The sequence below is a fragment of the Pradoshia sp. Z3_51 genome (genome assembly GCF_058215915.1).
Genome location: NZ_JBZAJC010000004.1, coordinates 229,773 through 251,444, shown reverse-complemented (window position 1 = coordinate 251,444; position 21,672 = coordinate 229,773). Strand labels below are relative to the sequence as shown.

Below are 21,672 nucleotides of genomic sequence, written 5' to 3'. Positions count from 1 at the left end.
AAACTGTATTAGGTTGCAAAACTTTTTCATGGGAATCTCTCTTTTGGATAAATAGATTATATAATTAAGTAGATTAATTTATAATTCAATAAGAGATTACTTACCAGCGTTCGATATACTAAAGTATAAATCTTTGATGGTATTTTTATAAGATTGAATGTTATTTAACATTTGCCCCTGTATTGTCGCACCTTTAGACTTACTTATCCAGTAATCTTTGTCGGTTAATAATTTCTTTAACTCTTTTATAAACTCCTCATTTGATTTACATACCTTACCGCAAGAATCATTAACTAATTCTGTCAAGCCACCAACAGATGTAGCCACAACAGGCCTACCTAAAGCCATTGCTTCTACTGCCACCAATCCGTAACCTTCCCATTCTGAAGTAATACATAGAACCTTAGCCTTTGATAAGATAGTATATGGGTTTTCCAAAAACCCCATTAAAGTGATATTCTCATTAAGACCAAGTTTTTGCACTAGGTCTTCGCATTGTCCCCTCATATTCCCATCGCCTATCATCACAGCAGAAACACCAGGAACGTATTTCTTTATTTCATGTATTATATTTATAAATCTTAAGGGGTCTTTAGGTTTTGCTAGCCTTCCGAGATATACCAAATCAAATTTATTACCTGAAAGATTACTGAAATCGACCCTATCCCTAATTTTCCTTAAATCCACCGGATTACCAATAATATGTGTTTTTTTTGATATATACTTCGAAAATACATATTCACGTTTTACAGAATTAGAAACCATAAGAATATTCCTAAATTTCATACTTGAAATTAAATATAAGAATGAATTTAACCCATATTTTTTTATCCATGGTGGGTTACTATGCAGATGGCTTACGGTGTAATACTTTCCATAGGTTACCGAACTTATAAAACCCGCAGTAGCATCGTGGGCATGAACTATATCTGGCTTAAATATACTAACTACTCTTTTTAACTCCATAACTGATAATTTTTTCATCGGATAGAATAATATATTTTTGTTATGAAGAACTTCCCTAATTAATCCATCTTTACTACAGTAAGCCATTTCAACATCTAATTCATCTCTAAACAATTCAATTATTTTACATGCAACATTTTCAGCACCTGAATAGTGACTACTTTGAAGTACATGTAGAACTCTAATTTTATTCCCCATTTAAAGAACTCCATTTCTAACTCTAATACATCATATAGCTATTAACTGTAATTACATATTTCCTTTAAATAAATTTCTTCCATTGCTTGTCGAACGTTTCCTACATCGTACTTTTTTATTGTTTCTCTATTATTCATGCCCATAATCTTTCGCTTTTCTGAACTTGAAGTCAAAATGGAGATTTTTTCAGAAAATCTACTTATATCTTCTGGATGACAGAGATATCCACCCTCACCATCCTTTATTAAGTCTGTATTTCCTCTAATGTCTGACGCTATACAAGGCAGTCCCGTTGCCATTGCTTCCATCATCGAACGTGGTAAGCCTTCTTGATACGTTGTAAAAAGGAAGATATCTGCCACGGCTAACAATTCTTTTATATCAGATCTAAAACCTAAGAAGTGAATTTGTTTTTCTACTCCAAGCTGTTTCGCTAATTCCTGAAGAGAAGCCAACTTCGGCCCTTTCCCACAAATGAGAAAATGAATTTTTGAATTATTTAATTGTGCAATTGCCTTTATAGATACTTCATAATTCTTGCGACCAATTAGATCTCCCATTGCAATCAATATAATCTCATCTTCGCTTATTCCCAATGAATTTCTCAGTTCTGCACTATTAATGTTGTTATCTTGATAGAGTTTCGTGTCTATCCCTACACCTGGAATGTAATAAACATTTCCATTGTTACGCAACTTAAATTCTTGAGCAGCGTTGTAGTCCTCTTGATTCATTGTGATAAGAGCATCAGTGTATCTAGCTAGAAATTTCTCAGCCCATTTATATATAATTCTATTGATTAACGAAGCACCCTTAAAAAAGTGAAAACCATGAGCTGTATAAATAACCTTGGGGATATTCATTTTTTCGCCGCAAATCCGACCTAATATACCACCTATTGGAGTATTACAATGGATACCATCAAACTTTTCCTTTTTTAATAAATCTATCATTTGTTTATAAGCTTTAAAATTTCCAATATTGAAGGGGTTTCTAACTAGGTCTATATGATGGATAGTAATGTTATATTTGGAGGGATCTTCATTAAATCCAGAACAATTTGCTGCTAGATGAAATTCATATCCTAATTTCTGACTAACCTCAATAGATGGGAGAGAGAAATTAGTTATTCTATTTGTAATATTACTGATAAACAATATTTTCTTCAAAACTTGCCTCCCATTAGCTTTACCTTTTTGCCTTTACCCCACTATTAGTGTAAAGTCCTTGTTTTTTAAATACTGTTAGTATCGTTTTAAAAAATACCTTAATATCTAATCGAAAATTAACATTGTTGGCATACCATGCATCCTTAAGTCTTTTTTCTCTATTAGAAAGGCCATTTCTATAATAAGCCTGTGTATATCCAGTTATACCAGGTCTAACCTTCATCTTGTCAATTTCATCACTTTTGAATGTATCAATGACACTTACTAAGCTAGCTCGTGGTCCAATAATACTCATATCACCAATAAGAACATTAAGTAATTGCGGCGTTTCATCAATACTTGTTTCTCTCATAAATTTCCCTATTTTTGTTACTCTGGGATCGTCCTTTGAATTATAAGTGCTTCCATCTTCATTTAATAGAGTAGGAGCATTTATCTTCATTGATCGAAATTTATACATTTTAAAAGTTTTACTATGCTTCCCGATTCGTTCTGCCTTATAAAAAATCGGGCCTTTATCCTCAATTTTTATTAATAAACCAAAAATAACATATAAAACTAAGAATACCGGCAATCCTATAATACAAATTAGTATATCAAGAACACGCTTTAGGAAATTCTCATACATAATTTAATTATGACCTCCATTGGAAGTAACTTACTTCATTTTTCTCTTATTATCTGTTCATTAAATATTTTTTTAGCCCTTTCTACCTTTGTTAATGCTTCCTTTACTTCATCTGAGATAGAGACAATGTAACCACAACTATCAAGATTATTGTGATACTCCTTTATTTCACTTCCAACCTTTAAATGATGGTATATCTCTACTCCGTAATCCTTCTTAATCAGTTCAGTATCTGGAAGTATCTCAACCTTACCTGGATTTAAAGCCAGTATTCGGGTAACTATGTTAGTTCCTGGACTTTTTGCCTCAAACTCAACAGATTCTCCTAGTGTCGCTCGAATCAAAAGTCTCATATAATCAACACCAGTACCTATAGGTATAATATGGGATCCAATTAAGTTGCCACCCATTCTTGCCCCTACATCTACAATACAGACATTGTTTTCTTTCGTTACCAGAATATCCATATTTACTGCACCGAAATTAATACCTAATGTCCTAATTGCCTTATCCACAACTTCCTTTACCTTTTCTTCAACATCTAAATTACTTGGAAAGGAGTGACCTAACTCTGCATAATCTGGCGGACTAGTCATATACTTGCCCATTACGCCTAATATATGAACTTCACCATTATAAACAAAAGCTTCCACGCCATATTCTTTCCCTTCAATAAAGTCCTCTATTAATGCTTTTCCAATTAAAGAAGTTTTCATTGCATCAATGCAGGCTTCTTTTAATCCATCAATTGAGTCGACCCTTTTTGCCGCCTTACTTCCTGAACCATCACAAGGTTTGACCATCATCGGAAATTTAATCTTGGAATAAATATTATTAAGTAAATCAGTATTGTCAATTTCATAATATTGTGATACATCGTCTACATTATTTTCAAAAAATGTTCTTCGAACCTCATATTTATTTTTAATAACCTTCGCTACTTCATAGCTAAGTCCGGGTAAACCCATTTCTTCCGCTATATATGAAGACGAAAGCACACCATAATCAGTTGCGGCTGTCAGTACACCATCAATCTTCTTATAAACCGCATAATTTAAACATGCCTCTTGATCTATTATATTTATAACCTTGTGTTCATCTGCATATTTAAAACCAACTGAATTTGGATTACCATCTATTGCAATAGTATAGTATCCCATCTCTTTCGCCTTTTTTATTATGAAAGTTTGTAAGAAACCTGCGCCGATTATTAAAATTTTCTTCAAGATAACAAACCCCCAGCTACTACATTAATATTGTACTTACAGTGCTTTTTCCATTAGATATACAACGAAGTTCCTAGTAGACTTACTTCCCGTAATTACAAACCCTCTTTTTTTATAAAATCGGATAGCATGTTCACTTTTTTCATAAACATCTAGAACCACTTTTTTCATACCTTTATTACGACAGTATTTTTCTATATAATCCATGCTAGTTTTTCCTATACCTTTTCCCGCTTCAGTAGGATCAGTAGCAAACTTATTGATGGTTACTAAATGCTCGGCAATTTTAATACCGTTCGATTCTGATGAATCAACTTGTTCCCAGTTGAATTCTAATTGAAATGTGTTTATATAGAGGTTAGTTGTTAAATCTTTAACTAAGAAAACCTCTCTATCTTGGCAATTTTTCCTTATAGATTCTATAGGGTATGGATTTCTCCAATGAATTAATCCTTGCTCCTTATACATCTGTTCCCCACTAGACTTGATTATTCTGTATACCTCAGCTATCTTTTCATCTTCATTCTGAATAACCCGTTCAAAGGACAACTCCATACTTTACACTCCAATTGATTTAATATTAAAGTATTCCTTCTATCTCTAAGACCTTCTTGTAACTACTAATTACGTACTCGACATCTTCATCGCTTAATAAAGTGTGAAGCGGAAGTGTAACTTCATTAACATACTGATTAGCTGCATTTGGATAATCTCGGATATTAAAGTCTAATTTTCTATAAGCTGTAAACATCGGCAATGGCTTATAATGAACATTACAAGCTACACCTCTCTCTGCCATACTAATAATAATTTCGTTCCTTTTCTCTTCAGTAAGCCCAGGAATCCTTGTTAAATAGAGATGGCCCGAAGATTTAAAATCCTCACCGTAATGCTTCAGAGTCTTAATACCTAAAGGTAAGAGAGCTCTATCATACATTTCAATTATTTCTTTACGCCTCTGTAATGACCTTTCATATCTACTAAGTTGTACCAATCCAAACCCAGCCATAATATCAGTCATATTGCATTTAAAGGCAGGATAAACAATATCATATTCCCAAGCACCTTTTTGCGTTTTTGCAAGCGCATCTTTCGACTGGCCGTGTAGACTATATAACATGTACTGTTTATATAGCCAATCCTCATCTAGACCAAGATCCTTACGCCAAACAACTGCCCCACCTTCAGCTGTCGTTAAATTTTTAACTGCATGGAAAGAGAAACAAGTAAAGTCAGCAACCTGGCCACAATTTAATCCTTTTCTCTTTGCCCCAAAAGCATGGGCCGCATCCGTCATCACTATTACTCTATTAAATGTGTTCTGGACATTATTTTTAGGTTTAAATAAGTGCTTTTTGCTTTCAACAATTTTATAGATGGAGTCATAGTCACACATCTTACCTGCAATATCTACAGGTATAATTGCTTTTGTTTTATCTGTAATTACATCCGCTAGCTTAGAGTAATCCATTTCAAAAGAATCTGGAGCTGTATCAACAAGAACAATTTTTGCACCAACATGGTCAATAACAGAAGCAGTCGCTGTATAAGTATAAGCTGAAGTTATTACCTCATCGCCAGGACCAATCCCTAATATACGAAGAGTAAGTTCCATTGCTGCAGTTGCAGAATTCAAACAGACAGCTTTATTGGTACCAATATATTCCGCAATTTTCTTTTCAAATTTCTTTGTTTTAGGCCCTGTTGTAATCCATCCAGATTGCATGGCCTTTATAACTTCTTCAATGTCAGCCTCTTTAACATCGGGAGGAGAAAATTGTATATTTCTTAATTTAATATTAATCATTGTTATGACCCCCTTTATAAAATACATGTCAAAACAGAAGGTTTTTAATGGTTTAGCACCAACTAAATTCCTAATAACCAATGAACGATAACCTAATAAAGTTCAATCATAAACATAACTATATTGTAATTTTTAATCTTTCTTACTAACTATCTGCTAGCTAGACTATATTCAGGTTAACTTTCTTTCCAACTATCTCCTAACCACCTATAAATAAAGACTGCTTCTCATTAAACTTCGTATTAGCAATCCCCACAAGCATCTCCTTCATATCTATAGAATCTTGATCAAGAAGTGTCTCAATCACCTCATAAAGCTCCCGTTTATCCATCGGGTTTGCCTTTCCAATAAAGATTTTCGGAAACACTTGTCCCTTTTGAACCTCATTTTCATTTAGAAGCTCTTCATACATTTTTTCACCAGGCCTTAAGCCAGAAAATTGAATTCCAATCTCATCTACAGAATATCCTGAAAGAGTGATCAGGTTTTTAGCTAGGTCAACGATTTTAACTGGTTCTCCCATATCAAGGACAAATATTTCTCCTCCGCGAGCCAACGCCCCTGCTTGTATGACAAGCCTCGAAGCTTCCGGTATGGTCATGAAATATCTTGTAATATCAGGATGTGTAACAGTTATCGGACCGCCAGCTTGAATCTGTTTCTTAAACAGGGGTATAACACTACCACGGCTACCTAGCACGTTTCCAAAACGCACTGCTACAAACCTTGTCTTACTTTCCTTCGCCAAGTTCTGTATGATCATCTCAGCAAAACGCTTCGTTGCCCCCATTACATTCGGAGGATTCACTGCTTTGTCAGTTGAAATCATCACAAACGTACCAATACCGAATGTATCAGCAGCTTCAGCTACATTCTTCGTTCCAAATACATTATTTTTAACTGCTTCTCTTGGGTTATACTCCATCATTGGAACATGCTTATGTGCTGCAGCATGGTAGATTACATCTGGCTTGTAAAGATCCATTATTTCAAAAATTCTATTTCGATCCTGAACATCTGCAATTATTGGTATAATCTCAATTGATTCACCATAATGTTTCCTTAATTCCATATCAATCAAATAAATACTATTTTCTCCATGACCCAGTAAAAGGAGTTTACCTGGAGTAAACTTACATATTTGACGGCAAATTTCAGAGCCAATTGATCCTCCGGCACCAGTGACCAAAATTATTTTTCCTTTTACATATTCAGATATGCTCTCAATATCCAATTGAATTGGTTCACGACCCAATAAATCCTCTACCTCTACATCTCTAAACTGCGTGACTGAGACATTGCCTGACATGATTTCTTCAATCATTGGCATAATCTGAACCTTCGCCATTGTTTTCGAGCACTCTTCATAAATCCGCTTTATCTCACCCTTTGATAGGGAAGGAATTGCAATTATGATGACTTCAACCTCATGTAAGGCAACAGCTATAGAGATATCTGCCGTTTCGCCTACTACCGGTAAACCATGTATTTGAAGCCTTTGTTTATACGGATCGTCGTCGATGAAGGCTACAGGTACTAAATCAGTATCTACCTTTTGAAGCAGTTGTCTGGCTACCATCGTTCCTGCTGCACCGGCTCCGATAATTAACGTATGTTTCTTTGCAAGATCATTCGTGCCCATATAACGGCCCCTGAATACTCTCCAAGAAAAACGTGAACCGCCAATCAACAGGATATGAAGCATCCAGGTTATCCCTAAGGCCCTTATATATATATCTTGGAAAACAATCGTTTGAATGATAGCAGTTGTTACTATTGTTAACGTTACAGCCTTTGCAATTGCAATTAATTCTCGAATACTCGCATATTCCCATGCCTTGTTATAAAGTTTATAAATAAATGCATACACATGATGACTAATTAACAATGCCAGAGAGGTTATTAATAAGGTTTCCATTTTGAAAATACCCAAATACGGGTGGAGGACAAGGTAACTGCAATAAATAGCCGTTAACACGATAATGGAGTCTACTAGTATCAATGTGGTCAACCTTTTACGGTATGTCACGTTCAAACCTCTCCTCTTAAAAAAGACCGGCACATGTCCGGTCTATCTCCAATTATTTATTTTTTTAATACATTTAACTTTTCTTCCATAAAGCGCAATAAATCATTACGCAAGGATTCATCCTGAAGCGCAAATTCAATTGAGGTTTCGATAAAACCAAGTTTCTCTCCGACATCATATCGTTTTCCATCGAAATCATAAGCAAACACCCGTTGAATTTCATTCAGCTTCTGTATCGCATCTGTCAGCTGAATCTCACCACCCGCCCCTATGTTTTGCTCACCAAGAAATTTAAAGATTTCCGGACGTAATATATAACGGCCCATAATGGCTAAATCAGATGGAGCTGTTCCTTTTTCCGGTTTTTCCACAAAACTCTTCACCTGATAGCGGTGTCCGTTTTGTTCAATCGGATCAATGATTCCATACCGATGGGTTTCTTCCATTGGTACATGCTGAACACCTATAATAGAAGAAAATGTTTTTTCATATTCATCCATCAATTGACGTAGGCAAGGCTTTTCTGCCTGGACGATATCATCACCAAGTAAGACAGCAAATGGTTCATCCCCAATAAAATTGCGCGCACACCAGATTGCATGGCCAAGTCCTTTTGGTTCTTTTTGGCGAATATAATGAATATCGACCTTGGAAGGAGCTTGTACTTTTTCGAGAAGATCAAACTTGCCCTTTTCCATCAAGTTATTCTCTAAATCATACGCATGATCGAAATGGTCCTCGATGGATCTCTTTCCTTTACCGGTCACAATAATGATATCCTCAATCCCAGATTGAATCGCTTCTTCAACGATATATTGAATAGTTGGCTTATCGACGATTGGTAGCATTTCTTTCGGCATAGCCTTTGTGGCTGGCAAAAACCTCGTGCCAAGGCCAGCAGCTGGTATAATTGCTTTTCTTACTTTTTGCAAGGTGTAGCCTCCTTTTTATAATCACTATATAGAATGAATCATAACTTTTACATTTTCAGGGAAAATAAGTGGGTATAAATTCTCAATTATCAAAAAACAATTAAAAATTATTAGACAATTACAATTACTATGTTTCATAATCAATATTAAGGGTATTTATTCGTACATTTTTATAGTTGTTCTCACTTTTTTCATACAAACTTTTAATCTTTCACTTAAATATTGAAAAATATAGGCATCTAACCTACCCTCACACCATCCTACTGATGACTTGCATCTAAGGAAGCGTATTAAACCTCCCACAGCATGGCCGAGTGTCTCCCTTGATAAAGGTTAGGAGGCATCACCTAATTTGGTTCATCATTAAAATAGTCCTAAAAACTTACGCTGTCTGACTGGCTGTGGCATTTCTCTCATGATTGCCTGCCCGCTAATGAGTAACTCTGCATTTTCTTCAAAATAATTAATTTGGTCCAATCCGAACTGTTTTTCTATTTCATCCAATGCCTCATTCATCCAAAACTGTCTGGTTGAAATATTATGTGCATCGGATGCTACGAAATGGATTAAGTTAAAGGATAGTAAATCCATTGATACTTTCTTGATTTTCTTGCCAAACTTACCTGCGATACTACCGCATGTAAGCTGTGTACTGACACCTTTTTGGACAAATTCATAGAGGAGATTTGGATTTTCAACAATCGCCATATTCCGTTCTGGATGGACCAGAATTGGATTAATACCTTTTTGCTGCAGTTCAAAAAATAATGTATTTGCGTACCTTGGTATATGATTTGAAGGAAATTCTATCAAGAGATAAGAGGAATTGTTTACTGTTTGGATGAAGCCCTGCTCCAGATCCTCGAGCAATTCGCCGTATACCCTGACCTCTTGGCCGGGTAGAACCTTTAAAGGAATTTGGCTTTTCTCCAAATGTTTATTTAATTGATCAATCTCGGGTAATAGGTTTGTTCTTGTATTCTCGTATGCACCATTTTTATGATGTGGGGTTGCGATGATTGTGTTGATACCTTCGTTCACAGCAAGCCTTGCCATGTCTATTGAATCTTTTAAACTCTGTGCACCATCATCTACACCTGGTAAGATGTGACTATGTATGTCAATCATTATGTAAAGCAACCCCTTCTTGTTTATTTATTCTAATAATGAATCTATCTTACTCATATTTATTGTAAAAGTCTAGCAACTTACCTATTTTTTACCATAGTAATAGTACGTATTATCCTTCATTTTTCTGTTGTTAAGAACAGCGCCTAGGATTTTAGTACCGGTATTTAATAAAAGTTCTTTCGTTTTGACAGCATCTTCCACCTGCGTCCGTCCGCTGCTCACTACGAGTACTACTCCCTGGCAAATATTCGCAATAATTTGTGCATCTGTAACGGCTGTGATCGGCGGGGTATCAACGATGATGATGTCAAAGTCTTCCTTCGCCTGATTAATCAATTCATTCATCGATTTTGATGATAATAACTCAGCAGGATTTGGCGGAAGCGGTCCGCTTGTTAACACATGTAGACCCAAAGGCTCTACAATCTGGATTGCTTTACCTAACTCTATTTGTCTGGTCAATACACTTGTTAATCCCACATTGTTCGTAAACGAGAACGTATAATGCGAAGAAGGTTTACGCAGGTCGGCATCTATGAATAATGTCCTTTTCCCCTGTTGGGCAAACACTACGGCGATATTAGCAGCTGTTGTTGATTTTCCTTCAGTGGGGCCAGAAGATGTAATCATAATCGTTTGCATTTCTTCGTCTATGAAAGAATATTGGATATTAGTTCTTAATGTACGGAACTGCTCTGAAATCGGCGATTTTGGTTCCAAATAGGTTACAAGCTTCCGCTGATTACTGTTTCCAAACTGTCTGCCCTTCTTACGCGCCATGTTGCTCACCTCTTCCTGCTCGTTTCGTTCTTGCTCCTGTTTCCATTTGCACATTACTTTCTTCAATTATGCCAATGACACCAATCACCGGTAAATCCAGAATTCTTTCGATATCCTGCTCCGTTTTAATCGTATTATCTAAATACTCCATTAAGAAGGAAATTCCCACACCAATCATTAATCCAACAACCATGGCAATAGCGATATTAAGAAGTGGCTGCGGTTTAATCGGGGAAGCATTCTCTGAAACCGTTGCTTTCGAAAGGATGCTTACATTGTCTACATTCATAATATCGACGATCTCTTCTTTGAAAATCTCAGCTGTGGTATTAGCTATTTTTACAGCCATTTGCGGATCCTCATCTGTAACTGATACCTTCACTACCTGAGATTCCTGTTCACTAGCTACTGTTATTTTATTGGTGAGCTGGCTAGCTGATAGGTTCAAATCTAATTCTTCAATCACCTTATCCAATATGGCCGGGCTCTTCATAATGACATTGTACGTTTCGATGAGTTGCAGATTTGTTTGAACCTGGTTGCTGTTATATATTGTTTCTTCACTTTTCGCTTGATTAACAAGCAGCTGTGTAGAAGATTGGTAGATTGGAGTCAAAATAAAAAAGCTGGTTACTCCGCTTATTAAAACTGCCAAAACGGTGATCATGATAATGAACCATGCACGTTTTTTTAAGGTTTCAAACAAATCTTTCAGGCTAATAGTTTCTTCCATTTCATCCTCCGTTTAACATAATATTAAGTATTATACAACAAATTTGGAAAATTTCATCTATTTTTTTTGGAAATTTTATTTAATTCTTTCTAATAAAATGTAATATATACATATAAAGTGAAATTATTTGTCGACTCGGAGGAAGAACAATGAGATATATTACCTTGCTTTCACTTACAATATTCACCGGTCTTGTTCTAGTTTTCGGGCAAACTTACTGGAGCAACCAAATCGAAAAAACAGTTGCCATGGAAAAGGAACAGGCTGAACCGAAAAAAGAGGAGAAGACCTCTTCATCTTTTGAGAATGTTAAAGAGGATGAACTGAAGAGCGCTCTCGAAAAAGCAATCAGCAAGCATGAAAAAGCTAATATTTTGGTAGCCGGATCGAAAGCATTGGGAGATCAAAAAATCGGGTTAGGGTTAACAATCAGTCAAGAGTTGCAAAGGTCATTTGAGTCGAATATGATTGTATCATTCATAGATTTCAACGGCACATCAACTCAATTAATAGAAGAAGGTTTAATCAATGACTATCAGGATGCCAAGCCTGATGTTCTTATTCTAGAAGCCCTTACACTAACTGATAATGGTAAAGTCGTTGTTGAGGATAATCACGAAAACCTTTCAACCATCATCCAAGAATTAAAATCTATCAATGAGAATCTTTATGTGGTTCTCATGCCTTCTCATCCTATTCCGAATGGTCCCATTTATTCAACACAAGTAGACGCCCTAAAGGAATTCGCAGCGGAGAAGGAATATACTTATATTGACCATTGGCATGCATGGCCAGATGAAGCTGAATTAATGGATTACCTGAAAAAGGATAAGAGTGCTCCGAATGAAAAAGGGATAGAGATTTGGAGTAGAGAGGTCTTGAAGTTATTTGGAATTTAAGAGATTAAAGAAGCTCCAGTGAATGAGAGGTTTGATATGAAATATTCCTATTACAAATCTATTTTACTGGATACACTTGTTCCTTTATTATTTCTTATGTTCATTCTAAGCGTTAGTTATATATTGCCAAATACAAAAAAATATATTGGTTTAGCTTATTATGGTGAAAAATCACTATATATTATGTTTCTTCACATTCCAATATGTGTAAATATTTTACACATTGAAACTCCTTTAATATATACAGTGATTGGAACATTGATTCCTATACTCATTGCTTGGTTTATCGAGAAGAATAGATACTCCACCTTTTTATTTACAGGGAGAGTTCAACGTCTATCAGTACATACAGCACAGGGATAAGACAATAAATCAAAGTACAAGCATTTATAATCTATATGGTTCTGACTATAAATAACAATTTCAATAAATTTTTAAACAGCTAAAAGATGTCTTTAAAGAGTAGAAGAGTAGATTAAATTTAAAATCAACCTACTTTTACATACTTTTTTAGTTAATTAATCTAAGCACAAATTAGCTATTGATTATCATAAAAATCAAATATAAGAGAGTTTGCAAAGCACCCTATTTTGGGTGCTTTTTGATTTTTAACAAATTGGTTGTAATATTGGAAATTTTTAATCATTTTATCTTCTATTCTTCTACTTTATTGTAATTATGAGGGGAGTTAAGTTACTTAGAAGTATCGGAATATCCGATTTTTATCCTAGTTTTTTTACATACTTTAACAAACCTCTTTAGATTTGAGCGATTCATCCGATGAAAAGAAAAGAATAAATAAAAAAGAGGTGAATGAACTTTTGGGAAAATATTTTATTAAAGCTGCCAGTTTGCTGATTTTGCTATCATTTTTCGTTACTCTGTTACCAGAGAAAGCAGATGCCGCCAGTTTTTCATCGAAAGTCAATGCTGATGTCCTAAATGTCCGCTCTAAGGCAACTACCAAATCCTCTGTCATCGGAAAAATCAAAAAAGGAAAAGTGGTCACGGTTCAATCTGAGCAAAATAACTGGAGCAAGATTACATACGATAAGAAAACAGGCTGGGTAATGAGCAAATATCTTACATATGTCAATTGGACTGGGTATGCAAAAACAAATAACCTATCTATTAAAAAAACTACCTCTTCTACTTCTATATCTCTTGCGACTATTAATAAAGGGACAGCCGTTTCAGTAAAAGGGCAAATTGGAAGCTGGGTTAAAGTCTATTATTCCAGTAAAAAGATAACTGGGTGGGTATCTATTTCAAATCTGACGAAGTCAAAGCCTGAAACTGGTATAGCAAACCTGGGAACCTATTATGTCTCAGCTACCAGCCTGAATGTACGTGCAACAGCGAGCACAAAAGCAAAGGTCATCACAACTGTGAAGAAAAACACTTCGGTGAGTCTTCAGCAAAAAAGCGGTACTTGGGGGAAAGTGAAAACTTCTAACGGGAAAGTTGGTTGGGTAAGTCTCTCTTATCTTTCTACTAAAAAGCCAGTTGTAGACCTGGGAACCTATTATGTTACGGCTAGCAGCTTGAATGTACGGGAGAAAGCCAACACTAAAGCAAGAGTCATCACGACAGTAAAGAAAAACGCTTCAGTGACTCTTCAGCAGAAAAGTGGTACTTGGGGGAGAGTGAAGACTTCTAACGGGAAAGTCGGCTGGGTAAGTCTCTCTTATCTTTCTACTAAAAAGCCGGTTGTAAACCTAGGAACCTACTATGTCACAGCTACTAGTTTGAATGTACGTGCAAAAGCAAGTACAAAAGCAAAGGTCATCACAACTGTGAAGAAAAACGCTTCGGTGACTCTTCAGCAAAAAAGCGGTACTTGGGGGAAAGTGAAAACCTTTAACGGCAAAGTCGGCTGGGTAAGTCTCTCTTATCTTTCTATTAAAAAGCCGGCTGTGAATCTTGGAACCTATTATGTTACGGCTAGCAGTTTGAATGTACGTGAGAAGGCGAATACTTCTTCCAAGATCATCACGACTGTGAAGAAAAATGCTTCGGTTACCCTGCAGCAAAAAAATGGATCCTGGGGGAAAGTGAAAACCTCTAATGGAAAAATCGGCTGGATTTCTTTAAAATATATTTCAACTAAAAAACCGGTCAATACAAAACCACCACAGCCTGTATCCACTAAAACAGAATACCTGGTCACCAACGCCAACACTTCTCTGTACATGAATGCTGACTCAAAATCTACCGTATTGGCTTCAGTACCCAAAAACTCTAGTGTGATGAAACTGAATACAAAAGATAGCTTTACACAGGTTAAACTGGCATCCGGCCAGATTGGTTGGATTTCCAGCAAAACACTGATTGTATCCAAAAGTGTGCGAGGAAAGGTCATCGTTATTGATCCAGGTCATGGGGGGGCAGATCCGGGGGCCATTGGTGTAAAGTTAAAAACAAAGGAAAAGAATATTAATCTAAGTACGGCCAATCAATTGGGTACCTTATTAAGAAATGCAGGGGCAACTGTCATCATGACACGCAGCAATGATACCTTTATTTCGTTAGCCAATAGGGCAGCACTCAGTAACTCGAAAAAAGCAGATGCGTTCGTGAGTATTCATTACAATGCAGCTCCAGATTCTCCATCCGCATCTGGAGTAGAGACTTATTACTATCAAAATAATAGTCTGGCAAGTGCTATACACGCTGAATTGATTAAAGCAACAGGGTTGAAAGATCGAAAAGTTAAACAAGGTAATTTTCAAGTCATCAAGAGTAATAAACAACCAGCTACCTTGTTAGAACTTGGATTTCTGACAAATGTAGCCGAAGAAAAAACTATTTCCCAAACCAGCTATCACAAAAAAGCAGCACAGGCAATTTATAATGGATTGAATGTATATTTCAAACAAAAATAATAACATTTTATTTTGCAGCCTCCTATTCAAAGGAAGCCGAAGACTATAGATAAAAAGCACCCTATTTTGAACTGTACCCCAGTTGTTAGACACTTCTAACATATTTAGATGCAGTTTGATTTTTGGGTGCTTTTCACTTATAAATTCCTTACATAATTAACACCTTTTTCTTATTTACCCCTTCTAGCCTTCTATTATATTTTAATATATGGGCCTTTGCGCTCTAAAAGGAAAAAATCTATTTCATATTCTTAAAGAAACACATTAGATTTTGATAGATTTGTCCGATTAAAAAATAGAATAGTTTATGTAAGAGGTGATATTTTGAGGAAACACTCTATTAAAGCTGTCAGTGTACTGATTATGCTATCATTATTCATTACTATGGTACCGGAGAAAGCAGATGCTGCCAGCTACTCATCTAAAGTCAACGCCAGCACACTAAATGTCCGCTCTAAACCTTCGACCAAATCTTCTATTGTAGGGAAAATTAAAAAGGGCAAAGTGGTAACTGTTCAATCAGAACAAAATAACTGGAGCAAGATTACATATGATAAAAAAACAGGTTGGGTTTCAAGTTCCTATCTTACCTATGTGAGCTGGACTGGCTATGCAGGGACAGACAATCTGTCCATTAAACAAACAGCTTCTTCCTCTGCCAAATCTCTGGCGACTATAAAAAAAGGCACAGCTATTTCAGTAAAAGGGCAAAAGGGCAACTGGCTTAAAGTCTATTATTCAAACAAAAAGGTGACCGGTTGGGTACCTGCTTCAAGCCTGACAAAGACAAAGCCAACGACTGCCACAGCAAATCTGGGTACATATTATGTCACAGCTACTAGTCTAAATGTTCGCGCTAGTGCGAGTACTTCTTCCAAAGTCATTATGACTGTGAAAAAAAATGCTGCGGTTACTCTTCAGCAGAAAAGTGGATCTTGGGGGAAAATTAAAACCTCCAACGGTAAAGTTGGTTGGGTTGCTTTATCCTATATTTCTACTAAAAAACCGGTGACTTCGACGTCTAATCTCGGTACCTACTATGTCACAGCGACCAGTTTAAATGTTCGCGCTTCAGCGAGTACTTCTTCCAAGGTTATCACCACTGTGAAGAAAAATACTGCTGTTACTCTGCAACAGAAAAGTGGATCTTGGGGGAAAATCAAAACCTCCAACGGTAAAATTGGTTGGGTTGCTATGCAATATATATCAACTAAAAAGGCCGAATCCACTGCAACAGAGTACCTTTACACTACCGCCAACACCTCCCTGTATAAGGAGGCTGACTCTAAATCTACTATTTTAGCCTCAGTTGCTAAAAACACTGGTGTAATAAAACTTACTGCAAAGGGCAACTTTACACAGGTCAAGCTGATATCCGGTCAGATTGGATGGATTCCAAGCCAATCACTGGTATATAAGAGTGTGAAGGAAAAAATTATCGTTATTGATCCTGGTCATGGCGGCTCAGATAAGGGAGCTATTGGTGTAAAATTAAAAACAATGGAAAAGGATATTAATCTAAGGACGGCCAACCAACTGGCTACCCTACTTAAGAATGCCGGTGCAACGGTCATTATGACACGCAGTAATGATACCGTTATTTCATTAGAAGACAGAGTAGCACTCAGTAACTCTAAAAAAGCAGATGCGTTTGTAAGCATTCATTACAATAATGCACCTAATGTACCATCAGCATCTGGAATAGAAACTTTTTATCATCATAATAGCACCTTGGCAAATGCCATACATGGTGAATTAATTAAAGCTACTGGCTTGAAAAATCGTAAAGTTAAATATGGTAATTATCGAGTCATACGAGATAATAAACAGCCCGCCGCTCTGCTCGAACTCGGATTCCTTTCAAATGCAGCCGAGGAAAAAACCATTTCCCAAACCAGCTATCACAAAAAAGCAGCACAGGGTATTTTAAATGGCTTAAATACATATTTCAAAAATAAATAACATCCAGCCTGAAGCCTCCGATCATTCCTCGGAGGCTTTTAATTTTCACTAAAATCCAATCCATCACTAAACCCTCGGAATACACTATAACGATTATCCATAAATGGATGTGATAGGGTGTCAAATCAATTGAAAGAAATAGTTGGAGCTTGGCTGACGGCTATCGGAGCCATTGTTGTAGCTATCGGCTCTACTCCAAACACTGGATTATCAAACAAAATACAAAGAGAACTTAATTTAGTCGGGAATGCACTGGAAGCAGTCGGTGCCGGCTTAGCAGCGGACGGACAAGATAATCAGCTCTCGCTTGAGTATACAGGAAGTGTCTTATCCAGTATTGGTTCCTTGGAGTCCTTTACAGCGATAGCCATTGATTTTCCCGATTCTACAAAAACGAATATTTCGATCCAGGGTAATTTGTTACAAGCGCTTGGCAGCGGAATCAGTGCGGCTGATGAATTTGGCGATAATACCACTTTAGGAGCAACAGAAATGCTTATCGGTAATATTCTCCAAACCATTGGCAGTGTCATTCAAGCATTCGGCGTTAAAATTCAAGTTAATGACCAGGATAAGGGACAAAGCTATATTGCAACAGGGAGTTGGATTCAAGCGATTGGTGCTATTCTATCCGCCATCGGTCAACAACTCGAGGAAAATCATGAAAACGAACCAGGTATCAACGAATAGGATGCCCTCCTTTGGTGGAGGACATTTACATACAGGTTTGCAACAGGGAGAAATACTGTTGGATAAGCAGTTAGAGCAATCTATTAGGACCACTTCTGTGTGATGTCTTTATCCCTACTTAAACTGTAAGTTCAGTTGATTAATAGCACTATTTGCAGGCAATAGGCTGCTCTGGAGACTGATGGTAAAGTTGTTTTATAGAATATGTCGGAAAGAAATAGCTGCTATCGTATCACTTGAGAAGATTCCCATGATGACAATAAGTCTAATCCCCTAATAAACGTTCTTTTTTAAATTTTTTACCGACACCTTCTGCTATTCAGATAGCCGTTATACAGGTTTCCCTATCACTTTTCCACAGTTGCTGGCTAACCATTTCATTTAAAATGACTATTTGTTGGTATTTGTTTTGTTTCACTTCGTGTTTTTTACGGTATAAATAGAGTACAACTATTCCAAATTATGTATAAAAAAAGGAGGCGCGAAACTATGAGAATCCGAGCAGGCAGTTGGAGAATGCTTTCTAAACAAGAAAAGATCTTTATCCTAAATGCAGTCAGTCAGCGTCGGACATTTTAATCATCGCCAATCGGATGGTTCCTTACCTCAAGTATATTTGTAGGGCAGGAACGTAGGTTAAAGGTCTTTTCCTCTGTTCACTTCTAAAAAGATAAATATACAATCCTTCGCTTTATTTTCTTTCTCACTTTTCCTCCATTGTTGCTTTCAAGTAACCAATCATCCGTATCTTGACGGGTGATTATTTTATTTGGGCCTATTCATTAATCGATTGATTAATTTGGTCTTCTAACTCCTCTGGGTTGAAAGTATACTATACATATAGATGGTTACTGTCTTTTGTCATAAAAAATTCAATATGTATTATTTGAAATTATCTTCGATATGCCGATATAGTAGAAGTAAGCAACCGTTACTTATGACCCAATCCTAAAGGTGGTGTGAGGAAAATGGCGAATCTAAAAATATCCCCACTATTTAAAATATCCCTAATGATTATACTTACTGTCCTTTTATTCGTTAGCTTTTATTTTATAAAGGGACCGTTTCTTGATAAGGATACTCTTGTCAAAAAAGTTGAGACCGCTCTCGCCTATCAAAATGTACATCAGCTCTCCCGGATTCTAACCTCATCAAATGAAGACCTGGTTATTGACGAAGAAAATACAAAGATCTTGATGGATTACCTTCAAAAAAATCCTGATTACACCCAAAGCCTTCTGACAGTTCTCCATGAACAATCCCGATATTATGATGATGATTCATCCAAATCAGGTAAGGAACAGCCCAGGATTGAAGGATTTTTAACACTGAAAAAGAATACGAATTCCTGGCTGCCGGACAACTATTCAATTGAAATCGATCCAGTTTATCTGACGATCACTACAAATTCTAAGCATGCCACCTTAATGGTGAATGGTGAACAAGTCGTTAAGGCCAACGAAGCCATTTATGAAAAGAAAGTCGGCCCCCTTCTACCGGGAGAATACAAAGTCGAGGCAAAATTGAAAACAAATGATACGGATATCAACGAAAAGAAGCAGGTTGTTTTGTGGAATAGTGATGAGAAAATCAACATGAATTTAAATGATGAGGAAGTCGGCTTGGATACAAATGAATAATGATAAGAAAGACAAAGATCGGTCTTTGTCTTTTTTTATTTCATTCTTTACAAATATATACTGAAATATCATAAGCAACAAAAAAGAAACTTAGGTCTATTCTCTTATTATATTGTTAAAACTTCTCAGTATACTTTTACAAATAGGAAGTTTGAATCAAGCACAGAAAACGAACATTCGATAATATTGTAGAAGAAAGCCCATTTTTATGATTCGTTTTTCCATATAAAAGTACTGAGAAAATCATTTCCTCAGTACAGAAAAATTATTCTGATGTAAACAGTTTCTTAATATACTGTTGGCAACTCATCCGACGTCTTATCATCTTTTTCCTTCTGTCTCACATATAAAAATTCATCAATATGGTTAGCCAATTGTATTCACTCCGTTACTCAGTTTTACATTATACATGGTTGGTAGTTCAGCTACTTGTGTGGGCTTCACATTATACATAGTCGGCAATTCTGCCACTTGTGTTGGTTTCACATTATACATAGTCGGTAACTCTGCCACTTGTGTGGGCTTCACATTATACATAGTCGGTAACTCTGCCACTTGTGTGGGCTTCACATTATACATAGTCGGTAACTCCGCTACTCGCGTTGGTTTCACATTATACATAGTCGGAAGCTCCGCTACTTGTGTTGGTTTTACATTGTACATAGTCGGAAGCTCCGCTACTTGCGTTGGTTTTACATTGTACATAGTCGGAAGCTCCGCTACTTGTGTTGGTTTTACATTGTACATCGTTGGGAGCTCTGCAAGATCCGTTTTAGAAATAGTAATTGTCGCTGTCAAAGCACTGATACCTAACACACTAGCACCGATTAACATAATTTTCTTTTTCATACATATTCCCCTTTTCATTCATAAGTTTATAAGTATAATTGGTTTATGTTTATACTTACATTTAACCATATATTTACTTTTAAAGGTTTATTCGATACAGGGACTTTAGATCCAATTTATTCAATATAACAAGCACATACATACTTTTTTACATATAAATATAACTATAGGAATACTATCGGAAAGGGGATACCATGAATGGATTTCTCCGCAATTGGTCAGCGAATAAGAGATTTGAGGAAATCACTTAAACTATCTCAAGATGAGCTAGCCCAAGGAATATGTACACAAGCACAGATAAGTAAAATTGAAAAAGGTGATGTATATCCTTATGCTAATACCTTATATCTCATTTCACAAAAATTAGGAGTGGATGTTAACTACTTCTTTGAAATTGGTTCTACTCCTAGAGTAGACTATGTTAATGAGGTAAGCAGACAGTTACGGCTAACGCGGCGCCATCTCCTCTACGAAGAGATGAATAGAATTGTAAAATTAGAAGAGGACAATCCGCTCTTTACGCAAAATGGGCGTAACAGACAGCTGATCTTATGGCACAAGGGTGTCTATGAGCATGCTGTAAATAATAATGTGGAAAAATCTATAGAATTGCTTAAGTCAGCAATTGACTTAACACATGTTTTGGATAAAGTTTGGAATGAAAGAGAAATAGAAGTACTCATGTCTATGGGAGCAGTCTATGTTACAGACAATCAGAATGAGATTTCTCTAAAAATATTTTTGGAAGCTAAAGAGCATTTATCACATTTAGTTTTCATTAGTGATCATTCGATTTTACCGCGGCTGTATTATAATATTGCCAGAGTGTATACTCGATTGAAACAATATGATGAATCTATTACATACTGTAAAAACGGTATAAAATATTGCTTAGAAAAAGACAATCTATTCCCATTGGCTGAATTACATTATCAAGTTAGCTACAATCTTGAAAAGCTTGGTAAGTATTCGGATTCCATATATTATTTAAATAAGGCTATTTCGATATTCGAATTAATCGAAGATAAAAAATATATGAACCTTCTGAAGGAAAAAAAGAGTTCCTTGGAATTACACTACGGAGACATAACAAAAGCTGATCATTCTAAAACATGATCAGCTTTTTCAATTATACCGTAACAATAATA

Annotated in this window: 19 protein-coding genes; 7 read left to right on the top strand and 12 right to left on the bottom strand. The window is 36.1% G+C overall.

From position 1 onward, the window contains the following. Positions 1-96: 96 nt before the first annotated feature. The 11 genes from AC4BHA_RS10570 to AC4BHA_RS10520 form a co-directional block, all read right to left on the bottom strand. Entirely contained in the window at positions 97-1,164 is a 1,068-nt protein-coding gene (locus AC4BHA_RS10570) for a glycosyltransferase (protein ID WP_490558540.1), read from the bottom strand. A gap of 41 nt (positions 1,165-1,205) precedes the next feature. Beyond that, positions 1,206-2,333 (bottom strand): glycosyltransferase family 4 protein, encoded by a 1,128-nt coding sequence (locus AC4BHA_RS10565; protein WP_490558539.1) that lies wholly within the window; start codon positions 2,331-2,333, stop codon positions 1,206-1,208. Positions 2,334-2,352: 19 nt separating this feature from the next. Next, positions 2,353-2,961: a sugar transferase gene (locus tag AC4BHA_RS10560; protein ID WP_490558538.1), complete on the bottom strand. Its 609-nt coding sequence runs from the start codon at positions 2,959-2,961 to the stop codon at positions 2,353-2,355. A 35-nt stretch (positions 2,962-2,996) separates the two neighbouring features. Continuing rightward, a complete protein-coding gene (locus tag AC4BHA_RS10555) occupies positions 2,997-4,187 on the bottom strand; it encodes an ATP-grasp domain-containing protein (RefSeq protein ID WP_490558537.1) in 1,191 nt (396 codons plus the stop codon). A 36-nt stretch (positions 4,188-4,223) separates the two neighbouring features. Then, a complete protein-coding gene (locus AC4BHA_RS10550) occupies positions 4,224-4,742 on the bottom strand; it encodes a GNAT family N-acetyltransferase (RefSeq protein ID WP_490558536.1) in 519 nt (172 codons plus the stop codon). Positions 4,743-4,767: 25 nt separating this feature from the next. Further along, positions 4,768-5,994, bottom strand: coding sequence for a DegT/DnrJ/EryC1/StrS family aminotransferase (locus AC4BHA_RS10545; RefSeq protein WP_490558535.1), 1,227 nt, complete (start codon positions 5,992-5,994; stop codon positions 4,768-4,770). Between the two features lie 199 nt (positions 5,995-6,193). Further along, complete coding sequence (locus AC4BHA_RS10540; protein ID WP_490558534.1) at positions 6,194-8,023, bottom strand: polysaccharide biosynthesis protein; 1,830 nt, start codon at positions 8,021-8,023, stop codon at positions 6,194-6,196. Positions 8,024-8,079: 56 nt separating this feature from the next. Continuing rightward, positions 8,080-8,955 carry a UTP--glucose-1-phosphate uridylyltransferase GalU gene (galU, locus tag AC4BHA_RS10535; RefSeq protein ID WP_490558533.1) on the bottom strand — a complete coding sequence of 292 codons (876 nt, stop codon included), beginning with the start codon at positions 8,953-8,955 and terminating at the stop codon, positions 8,080-8,082. A 363-nt stretch (positions 8,956-9,318) separates the two neighbouring features. Beyond that, entirely contained in the window at positions 9,319-10,083 is a 765-nt protein-coding gene (locus AC4BHA_RS10530) for a tyrosine-protein phosphatase (protein ID WP_490558532.1), read from the bottom strand. An 84-nt stretch (positions 10,084-10,167) separates the two neighbouring features. Next, positions 10,168-10,866, bottom strand: coding sequence for a CpsD/CapB family tyrosine-protein kinase (locus AC4BHA_RS10525; RefSeq protein WP_490552762.1), 699 nt, complete (start codon positions 10,864-10,866; stop codon positions 10,168-10,170). After that, positions 10,856-11,599, bottom strand: a complete 744-nt coding sequence (locus tag AC4BHA_RS10520) for a YveK family protein (RefSeq protein WP_490558531.1) — start codon at positions 11,597-11,599, stop codon at positions 10,856-10,858. Before AC4BHA_RS10520 ends, AC4BHA_RS10525 begins: the two co-directional genes overlap by 11 nt. A gap of 149 nt (positions 11,600-11,748) precedes the next feature. Between AC4BHA_RS10520 and AC4BHA_RS10515 the strand changes: the two genes are divergently transcribed. From AC4BHA_RS10515 to AC4BHA_RS10490, 6 genes are all read left to right on the top strand, one after another. Further along, on the top strand, positions 11,749-12,498 hold the full coding sequence (locus AC4BHA_RS10515) for an SGNH/GDSL hydrolase family protein (RefSeq protein ID WP_490558530.1): 750 nt from the start codon (positions 11,749-11,751) through the stop codon (positions 12,496-12,498). Between the two features lie 36 nt (positions 12,499-12,534). Further along, positions 12,535-12,861: a hypothetical protein gene (locus AC4BHA_RS10510; protein WP_490558529.1), complete on the top strand. Its 327-nt coding sequence runs from the start codon at positions 12,535-12,537 to the stop codon at positions 12,859-12,861. Positions 12,862-13,319: 458 nt separating this feature from the next. After that, on the top strand, positions 13,320-15,383 hold the full coding sequence (locus AC4BHA_RS10505; RefSeq protein WP_490558528.1) for an N-acetylmuramoyl-L-alanine amidase family protein: 2,064 nt from the start codon (positions 13,320-13,322) through the stop codon (positions 15,381-15,383). Between the two features lie 324 nt (positions 15,384-15,707). Further along, positions 15,708-17,345, top strand: coding sequence for an N-acetylmuramoyl-L-alanine amidase family protein (locus tag AC4BHA_RS10500; protein WP_490558527.1), 1,638 nt, complete (start codon positions 15,708-15,710; stop codon positions 17,343-17,345). A gap of 117 nt (positions 17,346-17,462) precedes the next feature. Further along, positions 17,463-18,035: a DUF6944 family repetitive protein gene (locus AC4BHA_RS10495; protein WP_490558526.1), complete on the top strand. Its 573-nt coding sequence runs from the start codon at positions 17,463-17,465 to the stop codon at positions 18,033-18,035. A 968-nt stretch (positions 18,036-19,003) separates the two neighbouring features. Then, the gene (locus tag AC4BHA_RS10490) at positions 19,004-19,675 is read left to right on the top strand and encodes a TcaA second domain-containing protein (protein ID WP_490558525.1); all 672 of its coding nucleotides are present in this window, start codon (positions 19,004-19,006) and stop codon (positions 19,673-19,675) included. A 366-nt stretch (positions 19,676-20,041) separates the two neighbouring features. On the opposite strand, the gene AC4BHA_RS10485 is transcribed toward AC4BHA_RS10490, so the two are convergent. Further along, positions 20,042-20,524 (bottom strand): hypothetical protein, encoded by a 483-nt coding sequence (locus AC4BHA_RS10485; protein WP_490558524.1) that lies wholly within the window; start codon positions 20,522-20,524, stop codon positions 20,042-20,044. A 198-nt stretch (positions 20,525-20,722) separates the two neighbouring features. On the opposite strand from AC4BHA_RS10485, the gene AC4BHA_RS10480 reads away from it, so the two are divergent. Then, positions 20,723-21,640 (top strand): helix-turn-helix domain-containing protein, encoded by a 918-nt coding sequence (locus AC4BHA_RS10480; protein ID WP_066105763.1) that lies wholly within the window; start codon positions 20,723-20,725, stop codon positions 21,638-21,640. Positions 21,641-21,672: the final 32 nt, after the last annotated feature.